The 24,984-nt window shown below is 71.6% G+C and carries 19 protein-coding genes; 3 read left to right on the forward strand and 16 right to left on the reverse strand.

Going from position 1 to position 24,984, the window contains the following annotated elements:
• The first annotated feature begins 118 nt into the window (after nt 1-118).
• A complete protein-coding gene (locus ACIBI4_RS18320) occupies nt 119-679 on the forward strand; it encodes a DUF6817 domain-containing protein (protein WP_399204942.1) in 561 nt (186 codons plus the stop codon).
• 59 nt (nt 680-738) lie between these two features.
• Here the strand turns inward: ACIBI4_RS18320 and ACIBI4_RS18325 are convergent, their stop codons facing one another.
• From ACIBI4_RS18325 to ACIBI4_RS18360, 8 genes are all read right to left on the reverse strand, one after another.
• Nucleotides 739-2,217 carry an MFS transporter gene (locus ACIBI4_RS18325; protein ID WP_399204943.1) on the reverse strand — a complete coding sequence of 493 codons (1,479 nt, stop codon included), beginning with the start codon at nt 2,215-2,217 and terminating at the stop codon, nt 739-741.
• 117 nt (nt 2,218-2,334) lie between these two features.
• A complete protein-coding gene (locus ACIBI4_RS18330; protein ID WP_399204944.1) occupies nt 2,335-2,955 on the reverse strand; it encodes a LysE family transporter in 621 nt (206 codons plus the stop codon).
• Nucleotides 2,956-3,143: 188 nt separating this feature from the next.
• Nucleotides 3,144-4,682, reverse strand: a complete 1,539-nt coding sequence (locus ACIBI4_RS18335; RefSeq protein WP_399204945.1) for an alpha/beta hydrolase — start codon at nt 4,680-4,682, stop codon at nt 3,144-3,146.
• Between the two features lie 116 nt (nt 4,683-4,798).
• Nucleotides 4,799-6,004, reverse strand: coding sequence for a DNA polymerase III subunit delta' (locus ACIBI4_RS18340; RefSeq protein WP_399204946.1), 1,206 nt, complete (start codon nt 6,002-6,004; stop codon nt 4,799-4,801).
• A 96-nt stretch (nt 6,005-6,100) separates the two neighbouring features.
• Nucleotides 6,101-9,070: a dTMP kinase gene (gene tmk / locus ACIBI4_RS18345; protein WP_399204947.1), complete on the reverse strand. Its 2,970-nt coding sequence runs from the start codon at nt 9,068-9,070 to the stop codon at nt 6,101-6,103.
• 146 nt (nt 9,071-9,216) lie between these two features.
• Entirely contained in the window at nt 9,217-12,081 is a 2,865-nt protein-coding gene (gene topA / locus ACIBI4_RS18350; protein WP_399204948.1) for a type I DNA topoisomerase, read from the reverse strand.
• A 388-nt stretch (nt 12,082-12,469) separates the two neighbouring features.
• A complete protein-coding gene (locus ACIBI4_RS18355) occupies nt 12,470-12,676 on the reverse strand; it encodes a hypothetical protein (RefSeq protein ID WP_399204949.1) in 207 nt (68 codons plus the stop codon).
• Nucleotides 12,677-12,832: 156 nt separating this feature from the next.
• The gene (locus tag ACIBI4_RS18360; protein ID WP_399204950.1) at nt 12,833-14,284 is read right to left on the reverse strand and encodes an MFS transporter; all 1,452 of its coding nucleotides are present in this window, start codon (nt 14,282-14,284) and stop codon (nt 12,833-12,835) included.
• A gap of 176 nt (nt 14,285-14,460) precedes the next feature.
• Here ACIBI4_RS18360 and ACIBI4_RS18365 point away from each other — a divergent pair, with 176 nt between their 5' ends.
• Complete coding sequence (locus tag ACIBI4_RS18365) at nt 14,461-14,937, forward strand: MarR family winged helix-turn-helix transcriptional regulator (protein WP_399205291.1); 477 nt, start codon at nt 14,461-14,463, stop codon at nt 14,935-14,937.
• 54 nt (nt 14,938-14,991) lie between these two features.
• Here ACIBI4_RS18365 and ACIBI4_RS18370 read toward each other — a convergent pair whose 3' ends face one another.
• The 5 genes from ACIBI4_RS18370 to bldG form a co-directional block, all read right to left on the reverse strand.
• Complete coding sequence (locus ACIBI4_RS18370; RefSeq protein WP_399204951.1) at nt 14,992-16,503, reverse strand: methyltransferase; 1,512 nt, start codon at nt 16,501-16,503, stop codon at nt 14,992-14,994.
• Between the two features lie 114 nt (nt 16,504-16,617).
• Nucleotides 16,618-17,193, reverse strand: coding sequence for a small secreted protein (locus ACIBI4_RS18375; protein ID WP_399204952.1), 576 nt, complete (start codon nt 17,191-17,193; stop codon nt 16,618-16,620).
• A 197-nt stretch (nt 17,194-17,390) separates the two neighbouring features.
• Complete coding sequence (locus tag ACIBI4_RS18380) at nt 17,391-19,793, reverse strand: sodium-translocating pyrophosphatase (RefSeq protein ID WP_399204953.1); 2,403 nt, start codon at nt 19,791-19,793, stop codon at nt 17,391-17,393.
• Between the two features lie 282 nt (nt 19,794-20,075).
• Entirely contained in the window at nt 20,076-20,510 is a 435-nt protein-coding gene (locus tag ACIBI4_RS18385) for an ATP-binding protein (RefSeq protein WP_399204954.1), read from the reverse strand.
• A gap of 120 nt (nt 20,511-20,630) precedes the next feature.
• A complete protein-coding gene (gene bldG / locus ACIBI4_RS18390; RefSeq protein WP_003975386.1) occupies nt 20,631-20,972 on the reverse strand; it encodes an anti-sigma factor antagonist BldG in 342 nt (113 codons plus the stop codon).
• 79 nt (nt 20,973-21,051) lie between these two features.
• Here bldG and ACIBI4_RS18395 point away from each other — a divergent pair, with 79 nt between their 5' ends.
• Nucleotides 21,052-23,643 carry a DEAD/DEAH box helicase gene (locus ACIBI4_RS18395; RefSeq protein ID WP_399204955.1) on the forward strand — a complete coding sequence of 864 codons (2,592 nt, stop codon included), beginning with the start codon at nt 21,052-21,054 and terminating at the stop codon, nt 23,641-23,643.
• A gap of 29 nt (nt 23,644-23,672) precedes the next feature.
• Here the strand turns inward: ACIBI4_RS18395 and ACIBI4_RS18400 are convergent, their stop codons facing one another.
• From ACIBI4_RS18400 to ACIBI4_RS18410, 3 genes are read right to left on the reverse strand one after another with little or no spacing between them, the layout of a single operon-like run.
• On the reverse strand, nt 23,673-24,290 hold the full coding sequence (locus ACIBI4_RS18400; RefSeq protein ID WP_399204956.1) for an Rv3654c family TadE-like protein: 618 nt from the start codon (nt 24,288-24,290) through the stop codon (nt 23,673-23,675).
• Entirely contained in the window at nt 24,287-24,652 is a 366-nt protein-coding gene (locus tag ACIBI4_RS18405; protein ID WP_399204957.1) for a TadE family type IV pilus minor pilin, read from the reverse strand. The genes ACIBI4_RS18400 and ACIBI4_RS18405 overlap by 4 nt, the downstream gene beginning before the upstream one ends.
• Nucleotides 24,639-24,776, reverse strand: a complete 138-nt coding sequence (locus ACIBI4_RS18410) for a DUF4244 domain-containing protein (RefSeq protein ID WP_399204958.1) — start codon at nt 24,774-24,776, stop codon at nt 24,639-24,641. The genes ACIBI4_RS18405 and ACIBI4_RS18410 overlap by 14 nt, the downstream gene beginning before the upstream one ends.
• Nucleotides 24,777-24,984 lie beyond the last annotated feature (208 nt).

Below are 24,984 nucleotides of genomic sequence, written 5' to 3' on the forward strand. Positions count from 1 at the left end.
GCTCCCCACCCCTGGATCACAACGGTCAGGGAGAGTACGGGGTCAGAGTCACGGCGCGATCACGAACTGCGAGGATGGGGCGGACCGATGACCGGACGCAAGGGAAGCGAGACCGCCAATGCAGCCCCACCCTCCGCACATCACACCCGACGCTGGTCCTGCCCTCCGCCTCCTCCGCGAGCATGGAGCCACCGCCATGGACCATCCGGGCGGCACGCTCCTGGCCCATCTCCAGCGCGTACAAAGACAGTTGGCGGACTGGGGAGCGAGACCCGATCTCCAACTGGCGGGCCTGTGCCACGCGTTCTACGGCACCGACGGCTTCGCGCAGGCGCTGCTTCCGCTGGAGCGGCGGGCGGAGCTGGTGGCCGCGATCGGCACGGAGGCCGAAGAGCTCGTGCACTTCTACGCGGCGTGCGACCGCAAGGTCGCGTACGGCTCGACGGGGACGTACCGCGACCGCTTCACGGACGAGACCCGCACCCCCACCGCCCAGGAGCGCCGGGACTTCGCGGAGCTGACCGCCGCCAACGAACTCGACCTCGCGGTCATCGACGAGGATTTCCGCCGGCGCCACGGGGCCGGCCTCCTCGACCTGTTCACCTCGATGAGGCCCGACCTGAGCGAGGCCGCCTGGCGGAGCTGCGTCGAGATCCTCGGCGAGCGCGCTGAGCCGTAGGCGCGGAGGCGGGGGTGGCAGCGGCCAGGCGGCCTCGCTGAGGAGGCGGGGCGGTCACCTCACCTGCGGGTCTTCAGGAACAGACCCGCGAGGACCGAACCCGCAAGGACCAGCAGCGAGTTGACGAGGATCGCGAAGGTGACGCCGGACAGGACCGCCTCCGAGCCGGTCGCGCCACCCATCCGTGCGGTCGCGAGGGCGCTCATCACGGGGATGCCGAGCGTGATGCCGACCTGCTGGGTCATCGTGGCGAGGCCGGTGGCCAGGCCCTGCTCCTCGTCCGGGAGGCCCGAGGTCGCGGTGACCATGAAGCCGACGATCACCAGCATGTTGCCGACGCCGCCCACGAAGGTCGCCGCGAGCAGCAGCCAGATCCAGCCGCCCGACGCCCCGAGCGCGACCAGCGCCGCGGTCGCAGCGGCCTGCACGAGACCGCCGGCGACGATGGTGCGCCGGTTGCCGTGGCGGCCGACCACGCGGCCGCCGAGTGCACCGCCGAGCACGGTGCCGACGCCGAGGACGCCGAAGGCGAGGCCGGTGGCCAGGGCGGAGTAGCCGAGGACTTCCTGCAGGTAGAGCGTGAGCAGGAAGACCAGCGAGGTCTCGGTGACGAAGGCGATCAGCCCCGCGGTGTTGCCCCAGATGACGCTGCGCCGCTTGAGGATGCGGACGGGCACGAGCGGCGCCGTGGCCCGCTTCTCGACGAACCAGAAGCCGATGAGCAGCGCGAGTCCCGCGCCGAGCGCGAGCAGCGTGGCGGGCTCGGTCCAGCCGGTCTCGCCCGCCTGCGTCAGGCCATAGACGAGGGAGAGAAGTCCGCCGGTGACGGCGACGGCGCCGGACACGTCGAGGCGCGGGCGTGCGGCCAGGGGGGTCCCCCCTGTTCGAGCGGAGCCGAGAGCTCGGGGGCGGGACTCGGTGATCACGGACGGGGCGAGGACGAGGACCAGCAGGGCGACGGGGACGTTGACGAAGAACGCCCAGCGCCACGAGAGCAGTTCGGTGAGCAGTCCGCCGAGGATCGCGCCGGCGGTGAAGCCGGCCGACATCAGAGCGCCGTTGAGCCCCAGGGCCCGCTCCCTGAGCGGGCCTTCCTTGAAGGTGGTGGTCAGGAGCGAGAGCCCGGCCGGGGTGACCGCCGCGGTCGCGAGCCCCTGCAGCACACGGGCGGTCAGGAGCACCTCGGGCGAGGTGGCGAAGCCGCCGAGGGCGGAGGAGGCGCCGAGCAGGGCCATGCCGCCGAGGAAGAGCCGCTTGCGGCCGAAGAGGTCCGCGAGCCGCCCGAAGAGCAGGGTGAAGCCGGCGGCGGCGAGCGCGAAGGACGTGGCGATCCACTGCAGATGCGCCAGCGAGAAGCCGAGGCCCTCGCCGACGACGGGCAGCGCGACGTTCAGGATCGAGAAGTCCACGGCGATCATGAACTGCGCGCCGAGGAGCAGCGTGAGGACGAGCTTCTGCCGTCCTGTCATACGCAGTTGAGGCGCGGGAATCGAGGAGGTCCCCGGCGCGGCGGCCGGGGACTCGGTGAGTGCGGACATGATGGGCTCCCCCAAACGGTTCATGTGTTCCGTTAAGCGATGCCGGAACCGTAGCAGAGGATGGCGCACTAATGGAACCGTGGATCCTTTTATGGTCTCCCGGAGAGGCCGGGCGCGTCAGGTCACCATCGCCACCGCCAGCCCCGCGATCAGCGCACTCGACCCGACGGCCGTCAGAAGCCGCCCCCGCCGCCCCGTCAACAGCCGCCCGAGCAGCGCGCCCCCGCCCGCGAGCAGCAGCTGCCAGCTCGCGGACGCGGCGAACGCGGCCAGGACGAACACCGCCCGCTCGGCGGCCCCGGAGGGCGCACCGGCGCCCGAACCGAGGACGAGCGCGGTGAAGTAGACGATCGTGACGGGGTTGAGCAGCGTGATGCCCAGGAGGCTCAAGTACGCGCGGACCGGCCCGAGTTCGCGTACGGCGCGGCTCGCGGACGTCGCGCCCCGGTACTGACGGACCGCGGTGAGAACACCCCGTACCGCCAGAGCGAGCAGGGCGGCGGCCGAGGTCCACAGGAGCGGGATCGTCACGGAGACCAGGAGCGGGGCGAGTGCGGTGCCGCCGAGGGTGGCGGCCAGGGCGTAGAGGCCGTCGGCGCTGGCCACGCCGAGCGCGGCGAAGGCGCCGGTGCGCAGCGAGGTGCGGGCGGTGAGTGAGACGAGATAGGTCGCGACGGCGCCGACGGGGAGGGCGATCCCGTATCCGGCGAGCAGCCCGGCGACCAGGGCCGCGGTCACGCGAGCGGCGGTGCGGGCCTCCGTGGACGGCCGGGCTGCTGCTGCGCGCGCACCGGAAGGGCGGCGGCGGTCAGCGGCAGGGCGGCGGTGTACGAGGTCATCATGCGGCGATCGTGGCGGGCGGGCGGCGGACGGGGCAATCGAATTACGCCCCGCCCGCCGCGGCCCTCAGGCCGGCCGGGAGCCCGTCAGCACTTCTTCCCGTCCTGCGGCGTCTTCCCGTCGAGGAGATAGCGGTTGACCGCCGAGTCGATGCAGTCACTGCCCCGCCCGTAAGCGGTGTGCCCGTCGCCGTCGTACGTGAGAAGCGTGCCGGTCGCGAGCTGGCCGGCCAGCGACTCCGCCCACTTGTACGGGGTCGCGGGGTCCCGGGTCGTACCGACGACCAGGAGCGGCGCCGCGCCCTCCGCCTCGATGCGGTGGGCCGAACCGGTGGCCTTCTCCGGCCAGTACGCGCAGGTCAGACCGGCCCAGCCGAGGCCCTTGCCGAAGACGGGCGAGGCTTTGTCGAAGTCGGGCAGCGCCTTCTCGGCGTCCTCCGGGGTGGCGAAAGCGGGCGGCAGGTCGAGGCAGTTGACCGCCGCGTTGGCGAACATGATGTTGCCGTACTTCCCGTCGGGGCCGCGCTCGTAGTAACTGTCGGAGAGCATCAGGAGCCCCGAGCCGTCGTTGTCCTGCATCGCCGCGGCGAGCCCGTCGCGCGCCTGCGGCCAGGCCCCCTCGTCGTACATCGCGGCGATGACGCCGGTCGTCGCGAGGGACTCCCCCAGCTTGCGGGTGTCGTCCCCGGCCGGGATCGGCTTCTTGTCGAGCTCCAGGAAGAACGCCGAGAGCCGGCGCCCCGCGTCCTCGGCGCTCTCGGTGCCGAGCGGGCAGTCGGGCTGCTTGATGCAGTCCTCGGCGAAGGCCTTGAACGCGGTCTCGAAGCCCGCGGTCTGGTCCAGGTTCAGCTGCTCGGCGGGCAGCGACGGGTCCATCGCGCCATCGAGCACGAGCCGGCCGGTCCGGTCCGGGTAGAGCTCCGCGTAGGTCGCACCGAGGAAGGTGCCGTACGAGGCACCGACGTAGTACAGCTTCTCGTCGCCGAGCACCGCGCGCAGCAGATCCATGTCGCGGGCGGCCTCGACGGTCGAGACATGCGGCAGCACCTTCGCCGAACGCTCCTCGCAGCCCGCCGAGAACTCCTTGTACGCCGCGACGAGCCGGTCCTGCTCGCGGTCGTCGTCGGGCGTGACATCCGTCTGCGTGTACGCGTCCATCGCCTTGTCGCCGAGACACTCGACAGGCTCGCTGCGGGCCACGCCGCGCGGGTCGACCGCGACCATGTCGTAGCGGGCGCGCACCGGGGCGGGGTAGGCGAGGCCCGCGTACGCCTGGAGGTACTCGATCGCTGAGCCGCCGGGGCCGCCGGGATTGACCTGCAGCGAACCGATGCGCTTGCCCGGCCCGGTGGCCTTCTTGCGCGAGACGGCCAGCTTGATCGTGCCGCCGTCCGGCTTCTCGTAGTCGAGCGGCGCCCGGAGTGTGCTGCACTCGAAGCCCGGGACACCGCACTCGCGCCACTTCAACTTCTGCGTGGCGAACGGCTTGAGGGCCTCCTGCGCCGCGGAGTCGAGCGAGGAGCGGGCGGAGGGATCGGGCGAACTGCCGTCGGTACAGCCGGAGATGAGCAGCCCGGCCGCGAGCAGGGCGGCGGCGGTACGGGCGAGGGGGGCCTTGGTGCGCATCACCCGAGCGTAACGGTGCGGTCGCGCTGTGCAGTTGCGCCACCTCGTACGAGTGACGTCGCCTCGTGTACGTACGGGAGAGCCGTCCGTAGGGGAGAAGGCCCGCCGGTTCGCGCTCAGCCCGCCCGCAGCGCCATCGTCATCGCCTCCACCGCGAGCAGTGGTGCCACATTGCTCTCCAGGGCCTCACGGCACGCGGAGATCGCCTCGATGCGGCGGAGTGTCGACTCGGGTGAGGAGCCCCGGGCCAGGCGCTCCAGACTGTCGCGCTGGTCGAGGTTGGCGAGGGCCACCTGGGAGCCCAGCTGCAGGGCGAGCACATCGCGGTAGAAACCGGTGAGGTCGGTGAGCGCGAGGTCGAGGGTGTCGCGCTGCGTACGGGTGCGCCGCCGCTTCTGCTTGTCCTCCAGGTCCTTCATCACGCCCGCGGTGCCGCGTGGCATCCGGCCGCCCTGCGCCGCGCCGAGCGCCGCCTTGAGCTCCTCGGTCTCCTTGGTGTCGACCTCCTCGGCGAGCTGCTTGGCGTCCTCGGCCGCGGAGTCGATCAGCTCCTGGGCCGCCTTGAGGCAGCCGCCGATGTCCTCGACCCGCAGCGGCAGCTTGAGCACGGCGGCCCTGCGCTGCCGCGCCCGCTCATCCGTCGCGAGGCGGCGCGCACGGCCGATGTGCCCCTGCGTGGCCTGGGCCGCGGCCGCCGCGACGGGCGGCTCGATGCCATCACGCCGTACGAGGATGTCGGCGACCGCGGACACCGGCGGGGTGCGCAGCGTGAGGTGGCGGCAGCGGGAGCGGATCGTGGGCAGCACGTCCTCGAGCGAAGGCGCGCAGAGCAGCCAGACCGTGCGCGGCGCGGGCTCCTCGACGGCCTTGAGCAGGACATTGCCCGCGCCTTCGGTGAGCCGGTCGGCGTCCTCCAGGACGATCACCTGCCAGCGGCCGCCCGCCGGGGACAGCTGGGCGCGGCGCACGAGGTCGCGGGTCTCCTTGACGCCGATGCTCAGGACGTCGGTGCGGACCACCTCCACATCCGCGTGCGTCCCGACGAGTGCCGTATGACAGCCGTCGCAGAAGCCGCAGCCGGGTGCGCCGCCCAGCGCCCGGTCCGGGCTCACGCACTGCAGCGCGGCGGCGAAGGCGCGCGCGGCGGTGGAGCGGCCGGAGCCGGGCGGCCCGGTGAACAGCCACGCGTGTGTCATCTTCGAACTCGACGGCAGCTCACCGCCGTCGGCCGCGACCGTCACATAGGCGTCGGCATCCCTGGCGGCAGCGTCCAGCTGCGCGGTGACCCGGTCCTGACCCACCAGGTCGTCCCATACGGGCATGGGGGCGCCGCCTCTCTCTCGCCTGGGCTACCCGTCCATTGTGGACCGCCGGACTGACAACCCGGTCCGCGTCCCCGTGCCCCCGGGGCGGCGCTCCTACCGCCGCCCCCGCCCGTCCTCGTCCCGATCCCCCAGCAACTCGTCCGCGAGGGACGGCAGATCGTCGAGCGGGGTCTCCTCCGCCCAGTCCGAGCGGGCCCGCCGCGGCGTGCCCGACTCGTCGACCTGCGGCAGCTCCCGCGTACGGTCCTCGCCGCCGGACTGCCGCTCGTCGCGGAACAGGCCCGGCGGTACGCGGTCGGCGGGGTCGTCCTGCCGTGCGGGAGCGGGCTTCGGTGCGGGAGCGGGCTCCTGGCGGCGTATGTCCTCCTCGCGCACCGGCGGAAGCACCGCCGTCTCCTCGGCGGGCGACGCCGGGGGCGGAGTCACGATCGGCGTGGTGACCGTGGTCTCCTCGGAGTCCCGCACCACCGGCGTCGGCACCGTGATCTCGGACTCCGACTCCGCGTGCGCCGCCGCGGCGGCCGCCGCGCGCCGTGCCTCCTCGGCCCGGACCAGCGCCTCCTCGGCCTTGCGCTGCTTGTCGACGCGCCGCTCCTCGGCCTCGGCCCGCAGCCGCGACTCCTCCGCGGCCTGCCGGCGCCGGCGCTCCTCCTCGGCGGCCCGCAGCTGCTCCTCGGCCTCGCGCCGGCGGCGCTCCTCCTCGGCGAGCCGGCGGGCCTCCTCGGCACGCTGCCGCGCCTCCTCGGCCTGCCGCTCCTCCTCGATGCGCCGCGCCTCCTCCAGCTCGCGGCGCTTGCGCTCCTCCTCCTCGGCGCGCAGCCGGGCCAGCTGCTCCTGGCGCTCGCGCTCCAGGCGCTCCTCCTCGGCCTTGCGCGCGGCCTCTTCCTCCGCGCGCCGCCGCGCCTCCTCCTCGGCCGCCTTGCGCGCGTCGTCCTGCGCCTGCTTCTCGGCGTCGGAGAGCGGCAGCATCTGGTCGAGCCGGTGGCGTACGACGGTGGTGACGGCCTCGGGGTCCTGCCCCGCGTCGACCACGAGGTAACGCCCGGGGTCGGCGGAGGCGAGCGTGAGGAATCCGGCGCGCACCCGCGCGTGGAACTCCGCGGGCTCCGACTCGAGACGGTCCGGCGCCTCGGTGAACCGCTCGCGGGCCGTCTCGGGCGCGACGTCGAGCAGCACGGTCAGATGCGGTACGAGACCGTCGGTCGCCCAGCGCGAGATGCGGGCGATCTCGGTCGGCGAGAGGTCACGGCCCGCGCCCTGGTAGGCGACGGACGAGTCGATGTAGCGGTCGGTGATGACGACGGCGCCGCGTTCGAGCGCCGGGCGCACCACCGTGTCGACGTGCTCGGCCCGGTCCGCCGCGTACAGCAGGGCCTCGGCGCGGTGGGACAGACCCGCGGACGAGACGTCGAGCAGGATCGAGCGCAGCCGCTTGCCGACCGGCGTCGCACCGGGCTCGCGGGTCAGCACGACCTCGTGGCCCTTGGCGCGGATCCACTCGGCGAGCGCGTCGGCCTGCGTGGACTTGCCGGCGCCGTCGCCGCCCTCCAGGGCGATGAAGAAGCCGGTGGCGGCGGGCGCCTGCGCGGGCTCGGCGCCGCGCAGCGCGTCGGTCAGGTCGCGGCGCAGCGGGACCCCGGAGCGGTCGTCGGTCTTGGCGAGCACCAGCGCGGCGACCGGGAGCAGCAGCGCACCGGCGAGCATCAGCAGGAAGGCGGCGCCGCCGTGCGCGAACACGAACTTGCCGTTCTCCAGGCGGTGCTCCCCGATCAGCCCGGCGAGCACCGGCGCGACGATCACGGCGAGCGCGACGGCGACGCGGACTGCGGCGTGCAGATGCTCGGTCGTACGCGTGCGCCGGAAGTCCTCGACCTCCAGGTCGAGCAGCGCGTGCCCGGTGTTCGCGGCGACGCCCGCGGCCACGCCCGCGAGGGCGAGCAGCAGCAGGACGGTGGTCTGGTCCGGTACGAGACCGGCGGCGAGCAGCGCGATCCCGGCGACGGCGACGGCGAGGGAGAGCAGCCGGCGGCGCGAGAAGGCGGGCAGCACCGAGGGGGCGACGCGGATGCCGAGCACGGTGCCGGCCGTCAGCGCGGTCACGAAGATCCCGAAGAGCACGGGACCGCCGCCCAGGTCCCTCGCGTGCAGCACGGCGACGGCGACGGCCGCCGCGATCCCCGCGGCCACCGAGGCGCAGGCGAAGACGAGCAGCGGGATGGCGCCCGTACGGCCCTTGTCCACGCCGTTGCCGGTCTTCGGCCTCCGCAGCCCTTCGAGCGGCGAACGGGCACGCGGGGTCTGGGCGTCGGGCAGCTCGAGGAAGTACACGACGGACAGCGAAGCGGCGAAGAGCCCGGCCGCGATGTACGAGGCGAGCGCGCCCTGGTGCTGCTCGAACCAGAGCACACCGGCACCGATGAGGTTGCCGACCAGCGCGGCGGCGATCAGCACCAGGGCGCCGATGGGCAGCGCGATGAAGCCCGTACGCAGCGACAGGCGCCGCAACGCGTCGGTGTGGTCGGGCAGCGGGCGGACCGTCGCGCCCTCCAGCGGGGGCGCGGGCAGCAGCGCGGGGGCTGCGCTCTCGCGGGCGACGGTCCAGAAGCGCTCGGCGACGCCGAGCACGAAACCGGTCACGAGCAGCACGGCGAACGCGTTGTCCGGGGTCCAGTCGATCCACAGCGGCGCGATGATCAGCAGCACGGCCCGCAGACCGTCCGCCACGATCATGGTCCAGCGCCGGTCGAGCGGGCCGCCGGCCGCGGTGAGCGAGGTCAGCGGTCCGAGCAGGACGGCACCGAACAGCAAGGTGGCGAGGATACGGACCCCGAACACCGCGGCGACGGCGAACGCGACACCGCGGTAACCGCCCCCGAAGACCTGCTCGCCATACGCGGCCTCGACCGTGATCCAGACGAGCACGAACAGCGCGAGGGCGTCGCCGATCCCGCCCACGAACTGCGCGCTCCACAGCCGCTTCAGCGGGGGATGGCGCAGCAGCGCACGCACAGCACGCTCTCGGGAGTCGGCGACCAGGGCGGCGTCGGAGTCGTCTCGGGTCATCCAGCCAGCCTATCCGGATGTAAACCGTCCACGGACCGCGTCCCCGAACATAGGTCCGCCCCCTCACCGTCGTACGGGGAGGGGGCGGACCCTTTGTGCACGTTGACCCGTTGCATTCCGGAACTCAGTCCTCTACCGGAGCCGAGTCAGTCCTCGACCGGAGCCGAAGCAGAAGCCTTCTTCGCCGCCGCGGCCGCCGTCGAGGCCGTCTTCTTCGCCGGCGCCTTCTTGGCAGCGGTCTTCTTCGCCGCCGAGGCCGTCGTCTTCTTGGCAGCGGTCTTCTTCGCTGCCGTCTTCTTGGCAGCGGTCTTCTTCGCGGGCGCCTTCTTCGCGGCCTTCTTGGCCGTCTTCTTCGCCGGCCCCTTCGCCCGCTTCTCGGCAAGCAGCTCGTACCCGCGCTCGGGTGTGATCTCCTCGACCGAGTCCGCCGCGCGCAGCGTCGCGTTGGTCTCGCCGTCCGTCACGTACGGACCGAAGCGACCGTCCTTGACGACCACCGGCTTCCCGGAGACCGGGTCCTCGCCCAGCTCCTTGAGCGGCGGCTTCGCGGCGGCCCGCCCGCGCACCTTCGGCTGGGCGTAGATCGCCAGCGCCTCGTCGAGGGTGATCGAGAAGAGCTGGTCCTCGTTCTCCAGGGACCTGGAGTCCGTGCCCTTCTTCAGATACGGGCCGTAGCGCCCGTTCTGCGCGGTGATCTCGACGCCTTCGGCATCGGCGCCGACCACGCGCGGCAGTGACATCAGCATCAGGGCGTCGTCGAGCGTGACGGTGTCCAGGGACATCGACTTGAACAGCGACGCGGTCCGCGGCTTCACCGCGTTCTTGCCGGTCTTCGGCGTGCCCTCGGGCAGGATCTCGGTGACGTAGGGCCCGTACCGTCCGTCCTTGGCGACGATCTCGCGGCCCGTGTTGGGGTCGGTGCCGAGCGCGAAGTCCCCGCTCGGCTTGGCGAGCAGCTCCTCCGCGTACTCGACGGTCAGCTCGTCGGGTGCCAGGTCGTCGGGCACGTCCGCCCGCTGGTGTCCCTCGGCGTCCTTCTCACCGCGCTCGATGTACGGGCCATAGCGCCCGACGCGCAGCTTGATGTCGTTGCCGACGGGGAACGAGGAGATCTCGCGGGCGTCGATCGCGCCCAGGTCGGTGACGAGTTCCTTCAGACCGCCGAGGTGGTCCCCGTCGCCGTTGCCGGCGTCGGAGGCCGAACCGGCGGCGTCGCCCTCGCCGAAGTAGAAGCGCCGCAGCCACGGCACGGCCTGCGCCTCACCGCGTGCGATGCGGTCGAGGTCGTCCTCCATCTTGGCGGTGAAGTCGTAGTCGACGAGCCGCCCGAAGTGCTTCTCCAGGAGGTTGACCACGGCGAAGCTCAGGAAGGAGGGGACGAGCGCCGTGCCCTTCTTGAACACATAACCGCGGTCGAGGATCGTGCCGATGATCGACGCGTACGTCGACGGGCGGCCGATCTCTCGCTCCTCCAGCTCCTTGACCAGCGATGCCTCGGTGTAGCGGGCCGGCGGCTTGGTCGCGTGGCCGTCCACGGAGATCTCGTCGGCGGAGAGCGCGTCGCCCTGCGCGACCTGGGGGAGGCGGCGCTCGCGGTCGTCGAGCTCGGCGTTCGGGTCGTCCGCGCCCTCGACGTACGCCTTGAGGAAGCCGTGGAACGTGATCGTCTTGCCGGACGCGCTGAACTCGGCGTCGCGCCCGTCGGAGGCGGTGCCGGCGATCTTCACGGTGACCGAGTTACCGGTCGCGTCCTTCATCTGCGAGGCGACGGTGCGCTTCCAGATCAGCTCGTAGAGCCGGAACTGGTCGCCCGTCAGGCCCGTCTCGGCCGGCGTGCGGAAGCGGTCGCCGGAGGGGCGGATCGCCTCGTGCGCCTCCTGCGCGTTCTTCACCTTGCCCGCGTAGGAGCGCGGCTTGTCGGGCAGGTAGTCGGCCCCGTACAGCTGCGTGACCTGGGTGCGCGCGGCCGTGATCGCGGTGTCGGAGAGCGTCGTGGAGTCCGTACGCATGTAGGTGATGAAGCCGTTCTCGTACAGCTTCTGTGCCACCTGCATCGTCGCCTTCGCGCCGAAGCCCAGCTTGCGCGAGGCCTCCTGCTGCAGCGTCGTGGTGCGGAACGGCGCGTACGGCGAGCGGCGGTACGGCTTGGACTCGACGGAGCGCACGGCGAACTGCGCGTCGGCCAGCGCGGCGGCGAGCGCCCGCGCGTTCGCCTCGTCGAGGTGGAGCGTGTTGGCGCCCTTGAGCCGGCCGACCGAGTCGAAGTCGCGGCCCTGCGCCACGCGCTTGCCGTCCACGGTGGTCAGCCGGGCGATCAGCTGCGAGGGGTCCGATGCGTCCCCGCTGCGGCCGGTGCCGAACGTGCCGGTCAGGTCCCAGTACTCGGCGGAGCGGAACGCGATGCGCTCCCGCTCGCGCTCGACGACGAGCCGGGTCGCGACGGACTGCACGCGGCCCGCCGAGAGCTTCGGCATGACCTTCTTCCACAGGACCGGCGAGACCTCGTAGCCGTAGAGGCGGTCGAGGATGCGGCGGGTCTCCTGGGCATCGACCATCCGCTTGTTGAGCTCGCGCGGGGTGGCGACGGCCTCCTGGATCGCGGCCTTGGTGATCTCGTGGAACACCATGCGCTTGACCGGGACCTTGGGCTTCAGGACCTCGAGGAGGTGCCACGCGATGGCTTCGCCCTCGCGGTCCTCATCGGTGGCGAGGAAGAGTTCGTCGGAGTCCTTGAGGAGGTCCTTGAGCTTCTTGACCTGGGCCTTCTTGTCGGCGTTGACGACATAGATCGGCTCGAAGTCGTTGTTCACGTCGACGCCGAGGCGGCGCACCTCGCCGGTGTACTTCTCCGGCACCTCGGCGGCACCGCTCGGCAGGTCGCGGATGTGCCCGACGCTCGCCTCGACGACATATCCGGGGCCGAGATAGCCCTTGATCGTCTTCGCCTTGGCAGGGGACTCGACGATGACGAGTCGGCGGCCGCCCTGTGCGGTCTCGCTGGTCGGGGACAACTTCGCTCTTCTCTCCGGTCGACGCTCTCACTGCTGGCAGGTGCGCGGTCCGGATGGCTGCAAGCCGCCGGACACACGGCGTTCCGTATGTCTTCATACGGCGGTCCCGCGCACTTTTCCACAGCGGCGCCCTATGCGGTCATACGGTGACGCTGCGGAGTGTGACGGTACAGCCCGCCCCCGTGTCAAACGGGAAAAGCCCGCAGCGGCCACTCGAACGGTAACCCGACTCCCGCCCTTCCTGCCGCCCGGACTGCCGACCTGCCCCTTCACGGGAACCGGAGGGATCTCTCCCGGATCGGCCGTTCCGCTCCCTTCCGAGGAGCATGTACCGAGCCGGTATGCGTAGGACGGCTACGCAGGTCAGCTACAGATCCGGGCGGTGCGCTCAGCCGCGCAGGAAGCACCAGAGGCCGAGCAGCAGCGCGCCGGCGCCGACGAGCGTGGTGAGCGTGGCCGAAGTCACCGGCCGCGCGTCGTGGGCGACGGGCCTGCGGTGGGCGACGCGCGCCACGGTCCAGGCCAGCAGGGCCGCACCGAACAGGGCGAACACCGTGCCCGCGAAGAACGCCGGTCCGCTCTCCATGCTCTCCATGGCTCCCGCCTCCTCCCCGCCGCCGCGCCTGGGGCGGCCGGGGACTCGCAGGCTGGCAGGCGCGGGGAACGTACGGGCGGCGGCGCGGCGAACCGGGGGTGAACGCCACACGCGAGGCTCAGGCGTGACGGGCCCGGCAGCTCGGCGCGGTGAGGCTCAGGCGCGGACCTCGGCGGCCGCCTCGGCGGTCTCCTCGTCCTGCGCGGCGTTCCCGGCGGCACGCGGTCCGGGGATGGCGCACGCGACGAGCGCGGACAGCAGGGCGACGGCGCAGCCGATGAGGAGGCCCACCCGGAACCCGCTCTCGGAGGCGAGCTCCCGCCCGCCGACGGAGACGGTGAGCTGCGCGAGCACCACACCGATCACGGCGGCGCCGATGGTGGTGCCGAGCGAGCGCATCAGCGCGTTGAAGCCGTTCGCGGCGGCCGTCTCGGACAGCGGCACCGCGCTCATGATCAGAGCGGGCATCGCCCCGTACGCCAGCGCGACACCGCTGCTGATGACGATGCCGACGATCATCAGACCCACGGCGGACCCCATCAGCGCCTGCGCGAGCCCGTACCCGGCGCTGAGCACCAGCGCGCCCGCGATCAGCGCGAACCTGGGCCCGCGCGAGTTGATCAGCTTTCCGCCGAGCGGCGAGATCAGCATCATCATCACGCCGCCGGGCGCGAGGTACAGACCGGCCGCGAGCATCGACTGGCCCAGGCCGTACCCGGTGGCCTCGGGGAACTGCAGGAGCTGCGGCGCGATCAACATGAACGAGTACATGCCGACGCCGACGAGCACCGAGGAGAGGTTGGTCAGGAGCACCCGGGGCCGTGCCGTCGTCCGCAGGTCGATCAGCGGATCGCGGGTGCGCAGCTCCCACCAGCCCCAGGTCAGCAGGGCGACGGCGGACAGCGCGAACAGTCCGAGCGTCAGGCCCGAACCCCAGCCCCAGTCCGCGCCCTTGGAGGCCGCGAGCAGCAGCGACACGAGCCCGATGGCGAGCCCGACCGCCCCGGCGAGATCGAACCGCTGCCCCTTCGCGCCGGCCGGGACGTCGGGCACCATCACGTGGATCAGTACGCCGATGAGCAGGGCGAGCACGGCCGAACCCCAGAACAGCGCACGCCAGTCGGCGTACTGCGCGACGGCCGCGGCGATCGGCAGCCCGATCGCACCGCCGATCCCCATCGAAGCGCTCACCAGGGCGATCGACCCGCTGAGCTTCTGCGCCGGTACGACGTCGCGCAGCAGCGCGATCCCCAGCGGCACCATGCCCATCCCCATGCCCTGCAGGCCGCGCCCGACGATCATCGGCAGCACGGTCGAGGACAGCGCGCAGACCACGGAGCCGAGGACGAGCGGCACGGCGCACACGAGGAGCATCCGCCGCTTGCCCACGAGGTCACCGAGGCGGCCCGAGACCGGGACGCAGACGGCGGCCACGAGCAGCGTCACCGTGACCACCCAGGCGGCGTTCGACGGGCTGGTGTCCAGGAGCTGCGGCAGTTCGGCGATCAGTGGCGTGACCAGCGTCTGCATCACGGCGGCCACGGTGCCGGCGAGCGCGAGAGTGGCGACGACACCGCCGGACCTGGTCCGGGCTTCGGGGTTCTCCATGGGCACTCCTGCCCTCACTTCCGCATGGCGCACGCTCACTGGTCATGTGCATCGTACACACGATATGCATGATGCACATCAACGCCCGCTTCTGCGATACGGTCACTCCGGGAGGACGTACGCATATGGACAAGCCGGCCACGGAATCGCCGTCCACGGACGGGGAGAAGCCGCCCATGGACGGGAACACGCCGACCACGGACGGGGACAAGCCGTCGCACCTGGTCGAGTTCGAGCACATGGTGCTCGGGCGGCATCAGCTCAGCAGCGCCAAGGAGCGCAAGGAGCAGGGCCGCCTGGAGCGCAGCGCGTACATCATGCTCAGCCGGATCCGGATGCAGGGACCCATGACGATCGGCGAGCTCAGCGAGGCCTTCCGCCTCGACACCTCCACGGTCAACCGCCAGACCGCCCACGCCGTACGGGCCGGTCTGCTGCACCGGATCGCGGACCCCGAGGGCGGCATGGCCCGCCGCTTCCGCCTCACGCCGGAGGGCGAGCGCGAGGTGGACAGCGAGCGCGAGATCCGCGTCCGCGACCTGGACCAGGTCTTCGAGGACTGGCCGCCGGCGGAGGTGGAGGCCTTCGCCCACTACCTCCAGCGCTTCAACACCAGCGTGGAACGCCTCAGCGGCCAGCCCTGGCCCAGGTAGACGCCCCCTGGCTCAGGTAGACGCCCCTGGCTCAGGTGGACGCCCCTGGACCACCTACCGCGGTTCCAGGAACCCCTGCTCGACAAGCAGCCGGATCTGGGCCGGCGTCCTGTCGCGCAGCAACACGGGGTCCTCACCCACCAACTGGGCGATCGCGTCCAGGATCCGCCCGGCACTCATGCTGCCGTCGCATACCCCGGCGAAGCCCGCGCCGATCGTGTCCACCTTCGTGGCCCGGCGCATCCCGCGGTGCTGGCGGAGGACGACATGCTCCGGATCCTCGGCGCCCGGCAGCCCGACCTGCTCCTGGACCACGCCCTCGGCCAGCACGAAGTGCCCGGCGAGCAGGGCCGCGTCGTCGTGTGCCCGCAGATGGTCGAGCCGCGCGAAGTGCGCCTCGACCACCTCGCCCAGCGGCTGCTCGACGGGGTGCGGCCACTCCTCGACGGTGATGGACGGCTCTCCCTGCACGGCGGCCTCGGACTTGCGCAGGGTGATCCACCCGAAGCCGATCGCCTTGGTCCCGAGCGCATCGAACTCATCCAGCCACGCGTCGTACCGCGCCGCGTACTGAGCCGGATCGCTCTGGTGATCCCCGGCGTCGCGCAGCCACAACTCCGCGTACTGCGTGATGTCCTGCACCTCGCGCTGCACGATCCACGCATCGCAGCCGCGCGGCACCCAGGAGCGCACCCGCTCCTGCCAGTCCTCCCCCTCGACGTGCTGCCAGTTGGCCAGGAACTGCGCATACCCCCCGTCGTTCAGCCGCTCCCCCGCCCCTTGAACGAGCGAGCGGCACAGATCGTCCCCGCCCATCCCGCCGTCCCGGTACGTCAGCCGCGCGCCCGGCGAGATGACGAAGGGCGGGTTCGAGACGATCAGGTCGTACGTCTCGTCCGCGACGGGCTCGAAGAGCGAGCCCTCCCGCAGATCCGCCTCGGGGGCGTCCGAGAGCGCCAGGGTGAGCGCGGTGATGCGCAGCGCCCGGGGGTTGAGGTCGGTCGCGGTGACCCGCGTGGCGTGCTGGGCGGCGTGCAGCGCCTGGATCCCGGACCCTGTGCCGACGTCGAGCGCGCTCGCGACGGGCCGGCGCACGGTGATCCCGGCGAGCGTCGTGGACGCCCCGCCGACCCCGAGCACGACGCCCTCGTCCTTACTGCCGATCCCGCCCGCACCGCCGACCGCGCACCCGAGGTCGGACACGATGAACCAGTCCTCGCCGTCGGGTCCTCCGTACGGCCGTACGTCGACGGTGGCCCGCACCTGCTCGCCGTCGTCGGTCAACCAGCCCTGCGCGACGGCCTGTTCGAGCGACAGGGCCTTGGCGACACGGGCGTGCGGCAGGGCGTCCTGGAGCAGGAAGAGGCGGACGAACGTCTCCAGGGCGCCGTCGCCGCGGGTCGCCCGCACCGCGGGCACGGTCTCGCTGCGGGCGAGCGCCGCGTACGCGGGCGCGCCGAGCAGGTCGAGCAGTCCGTCGGCCGTGAAGTCGGCGGCGAGCAGGGCGGCGCGCAGTTCGGCTGCGCCGGCGCGGTCGGTCGAGGGCAGGGGCTTCGTCGTACTCACCCGTCCATTGTCACCACACCGGCGCGCTGCGGCCCGCCGCGAACCCGGGCGAGCCGCCGCCCACGCGAAACGGCCCGGCACGCACCACGCGTACCGGGCCGTCCGACGCAACCGTCAGCTGGACGGAGAAGCCGACTCGACCTTGCAGTCGGGCTGCTTGGCGATGGCCTCGCCGACCTCACCCTCCGTCAGGGACTCGAGCGCGTCGGCGCCTTCGTCCTGGATCTTGCCGAGCTCGTCCGCGATCTTCTTGAGGTCGTCGGAGAACTTCTTGACGCCCTCGGGGGAGTCGTCCTTGGCGTCCATCTTGTCGCTCTGCTTCTTCAGGTCCTCGTATGCCTTCGAGGCCTTCTCGAGCTCCTTGACGGTGTCCGTCTGGATCTTCTCGCCGTCGTCGACCGGCGGCGGGCCCGCCTTCTCCAGGGCGGCGGCAATCGCGGTGTACGCGTCCGAGCTGGCCTGGAAGGAGGCCGAGTCGACCTTCTTGATCTCTTCCCGGTTGCCGTCCGCGGCCGTGGAGATGATGGCCTGCTGCGCCTTGACGCTCTTCTCGAGCTGCGGCTTGATCTGACCGCAGAGCGACTTGGCCCAGGCGTCGAGCTCCTTGTTGCCGTCGTCACTGCTGCAGCCCGACAGCGCCATTACCAGTACCGCACCGCCGGACAGCGCGGCTGCGAGCTTCTTGTTCACCGGATTGGTCCCTTCCATGGCTCTCGGCCCCGGAACTTACACGCCTACCGGGCGGCACACCTTCGCCGTGGGTCCCGTATATCCGCTATTGCAGCCATTTGCACCAAGGGAGATGAGGGTCACTGAAACAAAAATGGGGCGGACGGCGCATCAAAATGCGCCGTCCGCCCGCCTGTTGAGCAGGGACAACCCTGCGGTCAGGAAACCACCGCCGGGTCCACCGACTTGGCCATGTGGCCGGAGTCGTCTTCGTCACCCACGGCGATGCCCCGCCGCTTGGAGACATAGACCGCGCCGACGATGACCAGGATCGCCGCCACCGCGATGCCCGCCCGGATGCCCGGGCTGGCGTCGTCGCCGTAGCTGAACTGGATGACCGCGGGCGCGATGAGCAGCGCGACGAGGTTCATCACCTTCAGGAGCGGGTTGATCGCGGGGCCCGCCGTGTCCTTGAACGGGTCGCCCACGGTGTCGCCGATGACGGTCGCGGCATGGGCCTCGGAGCCCTTGCCGCCGTGGTGGCCGTCCTCGACGAGCTTCTTGGCGTTGTCCCACGCGCCACCGGAGTTGGCGAGGAAGACCGCCATCAGGGTGCCGGTGCCGATGGCACCCGCGAGGAACGAGCCGAGCGCGCCCACCCCGAGCGTGAACCCGACCGCGATCGGGGTCAGTACGGCGAGCAGACCGGGCGTGGTCAGCTCGCGCAGCGCGTCCTTGGTGCAGATGTCGACGACACGCCCGTACTCGGGCTTCTCCGTGTAGTCCATGATCCCGGGGTGCTCGCGGAACTGCCGCCGCACCTCGTAGACCACGGCGCCCGCGCTGCGCGAGACAGCGTTGATCGCGAGACCGGAGAAGAGGAAGACGACCGCCGCGCCGAGGATCAGGCCCACCAGGTTGTTGGGCTGCGAGATGTCCATGACCAGGTTCATCGGCGCGCCGTCGCCGAGCTTCTCGCCGACGTCCGCGACCGCGGTCGCGATGGCGTCGCGATACGAGCCGAAGAGCGCGGCCGCCGCGAGGACGGCCGTGGCGATGGCGATGCCCTTGGTGATGGCCTTGGTGGTGTTGCCCACCGCGTCCAGGTCGGTGAGGACCTGGGCGCCGGCACCCTCGACGTCACCGGACATCTCGGCGATGCCCTGCGCGTTGTCGGAGACCGGACCGAAGGTGTCCATCGCCACGATCACTCCGACCGTGGTGAGCAGACCGGTACCGGCCAGCGCCACCGCGAACAGGGCGAGCATGATCGACGTACCGCCGAGCAGGAACGCCCCGTACACGCCGAGCCCGATCAACAGCGCGGTGTAGACGGCGGATTCCAGACCGATCGAGATACCGGCGAGTACGACGGTGGCCGGGCCGGTCAGCGAGGTCTTTCCGATGTCCCGTACGGGTCGCCGGTTGGTCTCGGTGAAGTAGCCGGTGAGCTGCTGGATGACGGCGGCCAGCAGGATGCCGATGCCGACCGCGACGATCGCGAGGATCCGCGGGTCGCCGCTCTTGGCGCTGATCGCCTCGTCGGTGACGCCCTTCAACTCCGCGTACGTGGCGGGCAGATAGGCGAACGCGGCCACGGCGACCAGGCCGAGCGAGATCACCGCGGAGATGAAGAAGCCGCGGTTGATCGCCGACATACCGCTGCGGTCGGAGCGCCGGGGCGCCACCGCGAAGATTCCGATCATCGCCGTGAGCACACCGATCGCCGGGACGATCAGCGGGAACGCGAGGCCCGAGTCGCCGAACGCCGCCATGCCGAGGATCAGCGCGGCGACCAGCGTCACCGCGTACGACTCGAACAGGTCGGCGGCCATACCCGCGCAGTCGCCGACGTTGTCGCCCACGTTGTCCGCGATGGTCGCGGCGTTGCGCGGGTCGTCCTCGGGAATGCCCTGCTCGACCTTGCCGACGAGGTCGGCGCCGACGTCGGCGGCCTTGGTGAAGATGCCGCCGCCGACACGCATGAACATCGCGATCAGCGCGGCACCCAGGCCGAAGCCTTCGAGCACCTTGGGTGCGTCCGCCGCGTAGACAAGAACCACACATGCCGCGCCGAGGAGACCGAGCCCCACAGTGAACATGCCGACGACGCCGCCCGTACGGAAAGCGATCTTCATGGCCTTGTGCGAGACCGCCGTGAGGTCCTTGGCCGGTTCGCCTTCTCCTGGCGTCGCCTCACGGGCGGCCGCGGCCACCCGCACATTGCTGCGTACGGCCAGCCACATGCCGATATAGCCGGTGGCGGCGGAGAAGAGCGCGCCGATCAGGAAGAACACGGAACGACCGGCGCGCTGATTCCAGTCGTCCGCGGGCAGCAGCATGAGCAGGAAGAAAACGATCACGGCGAAAATGCCGAGCGTCCGCAACTGCCGTGCCAGATAGGCGTTGGCGCCTTCCTGGACCGCGGCTGCGATCTCCTTCATGCGGTCGGTGCCCTCGCCTGCCGCGAGAACTTGGCGTACGAGTACGCCTGCCACGACGAGCGCCGCGAGCGCGACGACCCCGATGACCATGACGATCATTCGGTTGTCGTCGGTCAGTACTGCGGCTGCGAAGGTTGTGGGCTGATCAAACTGATGAGGGGTAGAAAGCCCCGCCATTCGTCCTCCTTGACGCCTGTGCTGAGCTCAAGATGTGGACGGATTGTAGGGAGCGGATCCTGATCAAAACAGTGGGCGACAAACGGAATTGGCCTTCACTTGCTCCTCAGCAAATGATCGCGCCACAGGATTGGCATCGAAAGAGGTAATGCCTCAAAAGCGTTGACCCTTGATCGACAAGGGGGCGGCGACCCGGAAATGCGATCAACGGGGATCAAGGAATTCATCTGGAAATACCGAAGGGCCCTGCTCAGCAGGGCCCTTCGGGGAAGTCGACAGCGATCAGTTGAGCGCCGGCGCGACGCTGATCGGCCAGCTCATCCGGATCTGACCGCCGGACTCGCCGGTGGTCACCTCGACGTCGTCGACGAGGCCGCTGATCACCGCGAGCCCCATCTCGTCCTCGGCTTCGGAATCGGCCTCGGCACCCGGGGCACCGGCCGCGGGCGCATCGGACGCCACCGCGTGCGGCGCCTCGTCACCCACCTCGATGGAGAACTGCTTCTCCTCCTCGACGAGCACCACCCGCACCGGCGCCGCGATCTCATGCGCCTGATGCAGTCCTACGGCACGGGTGCAGGCCTCGCCGACCGCGAGCCGCACTTCGTCGAGCACGGCCTCGTCGACCCCGGCCCTGCGCGCGACCGCGGCCGCCACCAGGCGGGCGGTCCTGACGTGCTCGGGCAGCGCGCTGAAGCGGAGTTCAACGGTGGCCATCAATCCCCCTCCGTACGTTCATACGTGCTGTCGGGGGCCGGGCCCGGGCCGACCCGGTGCCCTGGCTCCCTGTCCGCCGGCTTCCTGTGCGCCGGGCCCGGCAGGCCCGGCGCGCAGTCGTCAGTCGGTGGCAGCCACCGCTTCCTCGACCGAGGTGTGAATGGGGAACACCTTGGTCAGACCGGTGATACGGAAGATCTTCAGGATGCGCTCCTGGTTGCACACCAGGCGCAGCGAACCCTCATGGGCACGCACTCGCTTCAGACCACCCACCAGCACGCCGAGTCCGGTGGAGTCGAGGAAGTCCACGCCCTCCATGTCGACGACAAGGTGGAAACTGCCGTCATTCACCAGCTCGACCAGCTGCTCGCGCAGCTTGGGCGCGGTATACACATCGATTTCGCCACCGACCTCGACGACCGTACGATCGCCGACGGTACGGGTCGACAGGGACAGGTCCACGGATCCTCCAGCACCTTGCTATCGGGCGGTCGCCCCCTGGTCTCCTGACTGGCAGGACTGGGGCGTGACGCCGGCCGCGATGGCATTCAATCACTTACGGGCAGGCGAGCACGACGCCTTGGGAGCATTGTCCGTCACGCCAGTGACACACTCGGTGCCGATGGCCATGAATCACCGCCCCGACCGGCGCTTCGACGACCGCCAGGAGCAGCCCGGAACGGGCTCCTCCGGGCGGCGTTCTCCGCGCGCGGTGCTCGACCGGCTCGCCTCGGGGGAGAGCCGGTCGGCGCGTCTCACCCATACGGAGCACTTGCCCCCACGTGAGGGCCGCCATGCCCTCTGGCCTGATCGCGTCCGTCCGGAGGTCATCGCGGCGCTGAACTCGGCCGGAATCGAGCACCCCTGGGCCCACCAGGCACTCGCCGCGGAGCACGCCCTGGACGGCGAGTCCGTCGTCGTCGCCACCGGCACGGCCTCCGGCAAGTCCCTCGCGTACCTGATGCCGACCCTGTCCGCGCTCCTCGACGGCTCCGAGGCACCCAACGGCCGCGGCGCGACGGCCCTGTACCTCGCCCCGACGAAGGCCCTGGCCGCCGACCAGTGCCGCGCGGTCAAGGAGCTCGCGGCCCCGCTCGGCCACGCGATCCGGCCCGCGGTCTACGACGGGGACACCCCCGTCGAGGAACGCGAATGGGTACGTCAGTACGCCAACTACGCCCTCACCAACCCGGACATGCTGCACCGCGGGATCCTCCCGTCCCACCCCCGCTGGTCCTCCTTCCTGCGCGCGCTGCGCTATGTCGTCATCGACGAATGCCACACCTACCGCGGCGTCTTCGGCTCCCATGTCGCCCAGGTCCTGCGCCGGCTGCGCCGCCTGTGCGCGCGCTACGGCTCCGACCCCGTGTTCCTCCTCGCCTCCGCCACGGCCGCGGACCCGTCCATAGCTGCCGAACGCCTCACCGGCCTCCCCGTGAAGGAGGTCTCCGACGACGCCTCCCCGCGCGGCGAACTGGTCTTCGCCCTGTGGGAGCCCCCGCTCACCGAACTCCACGGCGAGAAGGGCGCACCCGTCCGCCGCACGGCCACCGCCGAGACCGCCGACCTCCTCACCGACCTCACGCTCCAGCGGCAGCGCTCGATCGCCTTCGTACGCTCCCGGCGCGGCGCCGAGCTCATCTCGGTCATCGCCCAGGAACGCCTCGCCGAGGTCGACCGCTCCCTGGTCGGCCGGGTCGCGGCCTACCGCGGCGGCTATCTCCCGCACGAGCGCCGCGCATTGGAACGCTCCCTCCACTCCGGCGAGCTCCTCGGCCTCGCCGCCACCACCGCCCTCGAACTCGGCATCGACATCTCAGGACTGGACGCCGTCGTGATCGCCGGCTACCCGGGCACGCGCGCCTCGCTGTGGCAGCAGGCGGGCCGGGCAGGCCGCTCGGGCCAGGGCGCCCTGGCCGTCCTGGTCGCCCGCGACGATCCCCTGGACACCTTCCTCGTCCACCACCCCGACGCGCTGTTCCGGCAGCCGGTCGAGTCGACGGTCCTCGACCCCGACAACCCGTACGTCCTCGCTCCTCACCTCTGCGCGGCGGCCGCCGAACTCCCGCTGACGGACGACGACTTCACTCTCTTCGGCCCGACGGTCCCCGAACTTCTCCCGCAGTTGGAGTCGGCCGGCCTGCTGCGCCGCCGTACGAAGGCGTGGCACTGGACGCGCCGCGAGCGCGCCGCCGACCTCACCGACATCCGCGGCGAAGGCGGCTCACCGGTCCAGGTCGTCGAGGCCGGCACCGGGCGGCTGCTCGGCACGGTCGACGCCTCGGCCTCCCACACCGCCGTCCACCAAGGCGCGGTCCACCTCCACCAGGGCCGTACGTACCTGGTGAAGGAGCTCGACCTGGAGGACTCGGTCGCCTTCGTCGAAGAGGCCAACCCCTCCTACTCGACCACCGCGCGCGACACCACCTCCATCTCCGTCCTGGACACCGACATCTCGGTGCCGTGGGGCGACGGCCGCCTCTGCTACGGCTCCGTCGAAGTCACCAACCAGGTCGTCTCCTTCCTCCGCCGCCGGCTCATCACCGGCGAGGTACTCGGCGAGCAGAAGCTGGACCTTCCGCCGCGCACCCTGCGTACGCGTGCCGTGTGGTGGACGGTCACCGAGGACCAGCTCGACGCCGCCCGCATCAACCCCGAGATCCTCGGCGGCGCTTTGCACGCCGCCGAGCACGCCTCGATCGGCATGCTGCCGCTCTTCGCCACCTGCGACCGCTGGGACATCGGCGGCGTCTCCATCCCCCTCCACCCGGACACGCTGCTGCCGACCGTCTTCGTCTACGACGGCCACCCGGGCGGCGCCGGCTTCGCGGAACGCGCCTTCCACACGGCCCGCGAGTGGCTGACGGCCACCCGCGCCGCCATCGCCTCCTGCGAGTGCGAGGCAGGCTGCCCCTCCTGCGTCCAGTCCCCCAAGTGCGGCAACGGCAACGACCCGTTGCACAAGCGGGGGGCGGTGCGGTTGCTGACAGAGCTTTTGAAGGGGGCTCCGGGGGCGGAGACGGCCTTGGAGCCGGAGGGTGCTTCGGACGCGGAGAGCCTGCTGGAAGTGAAGGACGCCCCGGCCGGGGAGAGCCCTTGTGACACGAAGGGCGCTTCGGACACCGAGAGCTGAGCCCGACCCGCTCCCGCAGGACCGCCGCGCTAGCCGGCGACCGGGACCTGCACCGCGGCGGGCCCGGGAGGCCCAGCGGGCCCGGCAGGCCCAGCGGGCCCGGCAGGCCCAGCGGGCCCGGCAGGCCCAGCGGGCCCGGCAGGCCCGGCAGGCCCGGCGCGCGAGCGCACCGTCGACTCCAAGGGGCCCGTCCCCGCCCGAACCGTCACCTCCGCGATCTCCCCCTGCACCGCGCACCGGACCACCGCCGTCTCCTGCGCCCGCGCCACCCGCGATGCCTGCGTGCACGCGTCCTCCGCCCCGCGTAGAGCGTGATCGGCCGCGGCCAGCGCCGCCAGGTCGGCTGCGGCTCCCGCCCGATGCCGGTCCACGACAGCCTGTGCGGCCAGCAAGAGCCCGGCCACGACCAGACCCAGCGCCGCGATCAGCGCGACCACCCAGACGGTCGCCGAGCCTCGGTCACCGGCCACCCGCTGCCCGTGCTCGCCGGCCACCCGCCCTCCGTGCTCACCGGACGCCGAACGCCCCCGCTCACCGCACGCCACCCACCTCCGCCCGCAACGCGCCCACGACGCATGCCACGCACGCCACGCCCAGCCGCTCCACGTCGCTCCCCACCTTGCTCGCCGCCACGCTCGCCGCCTCACTCCTCCACCCCCACCGTCTCCTCGGCCAGCGCCACCGCGGACGCCCGCAGCGACAGCGACATCGCGTCCGGACCGGGGGACGTGGCCGTGACCGTGACCCGTACGAGGTCGCCCTCCCTGCTGACGGCGACCTCCGCTCCGTCCGGCGCGGCCTCACGGGCGACCCGTACCGTCGCGCCCGCCGGCTCCTGACGGGCCGCTGCCCTGGCGCCCGCCCTCGCGGCATCCACGCACTGGATCTGGGCGGCAGCGCTCATCAGCGCCCAGAGCAGCGCGACTCCGACGAGCAGGAGCACGGGCAGGGTGCAGGCCGCCTCGGCCGTCACGAACCCGGCGTCGCGGCGCCGCTCAGAACTGGCCACCGAGCGCCTTCTCGATGATCCCTTCGAGCAGGTCCTTGACCGCGCCCGAGGTCACCACCCGGTAGAGCACCGCGGCGAACGCACAGGCCGCCACGGTGCCCAGCGCGTACTCCGACGTGGTCATCCCGGCATCCGCACGCCGCATCCGGACGAGCCGCGCACGCCAGGCCCGACGCACCGCACCCCACAGCGACCCTCCGCTGCGAGCGGACCTTCCCCACCTGACCGACCCACAGAACTGCATGACAACTCCCCGTAGAAACAGGCCTCCCGGCCCACTGACTTCCGACAGCCACTGACCCCAGCGGCCCCGCCAACCGCTGACCCCAGCG

The sequence above is a fragment of the Streptomyces sp. NPDC050418 genome, assembly GCF_044458745.1.
Taxonomy (GTDB): Bacteria; Actinomycetota; Actinomycetes; order Streptomycetales; family Streptomycetaceae; genus Streptomyces.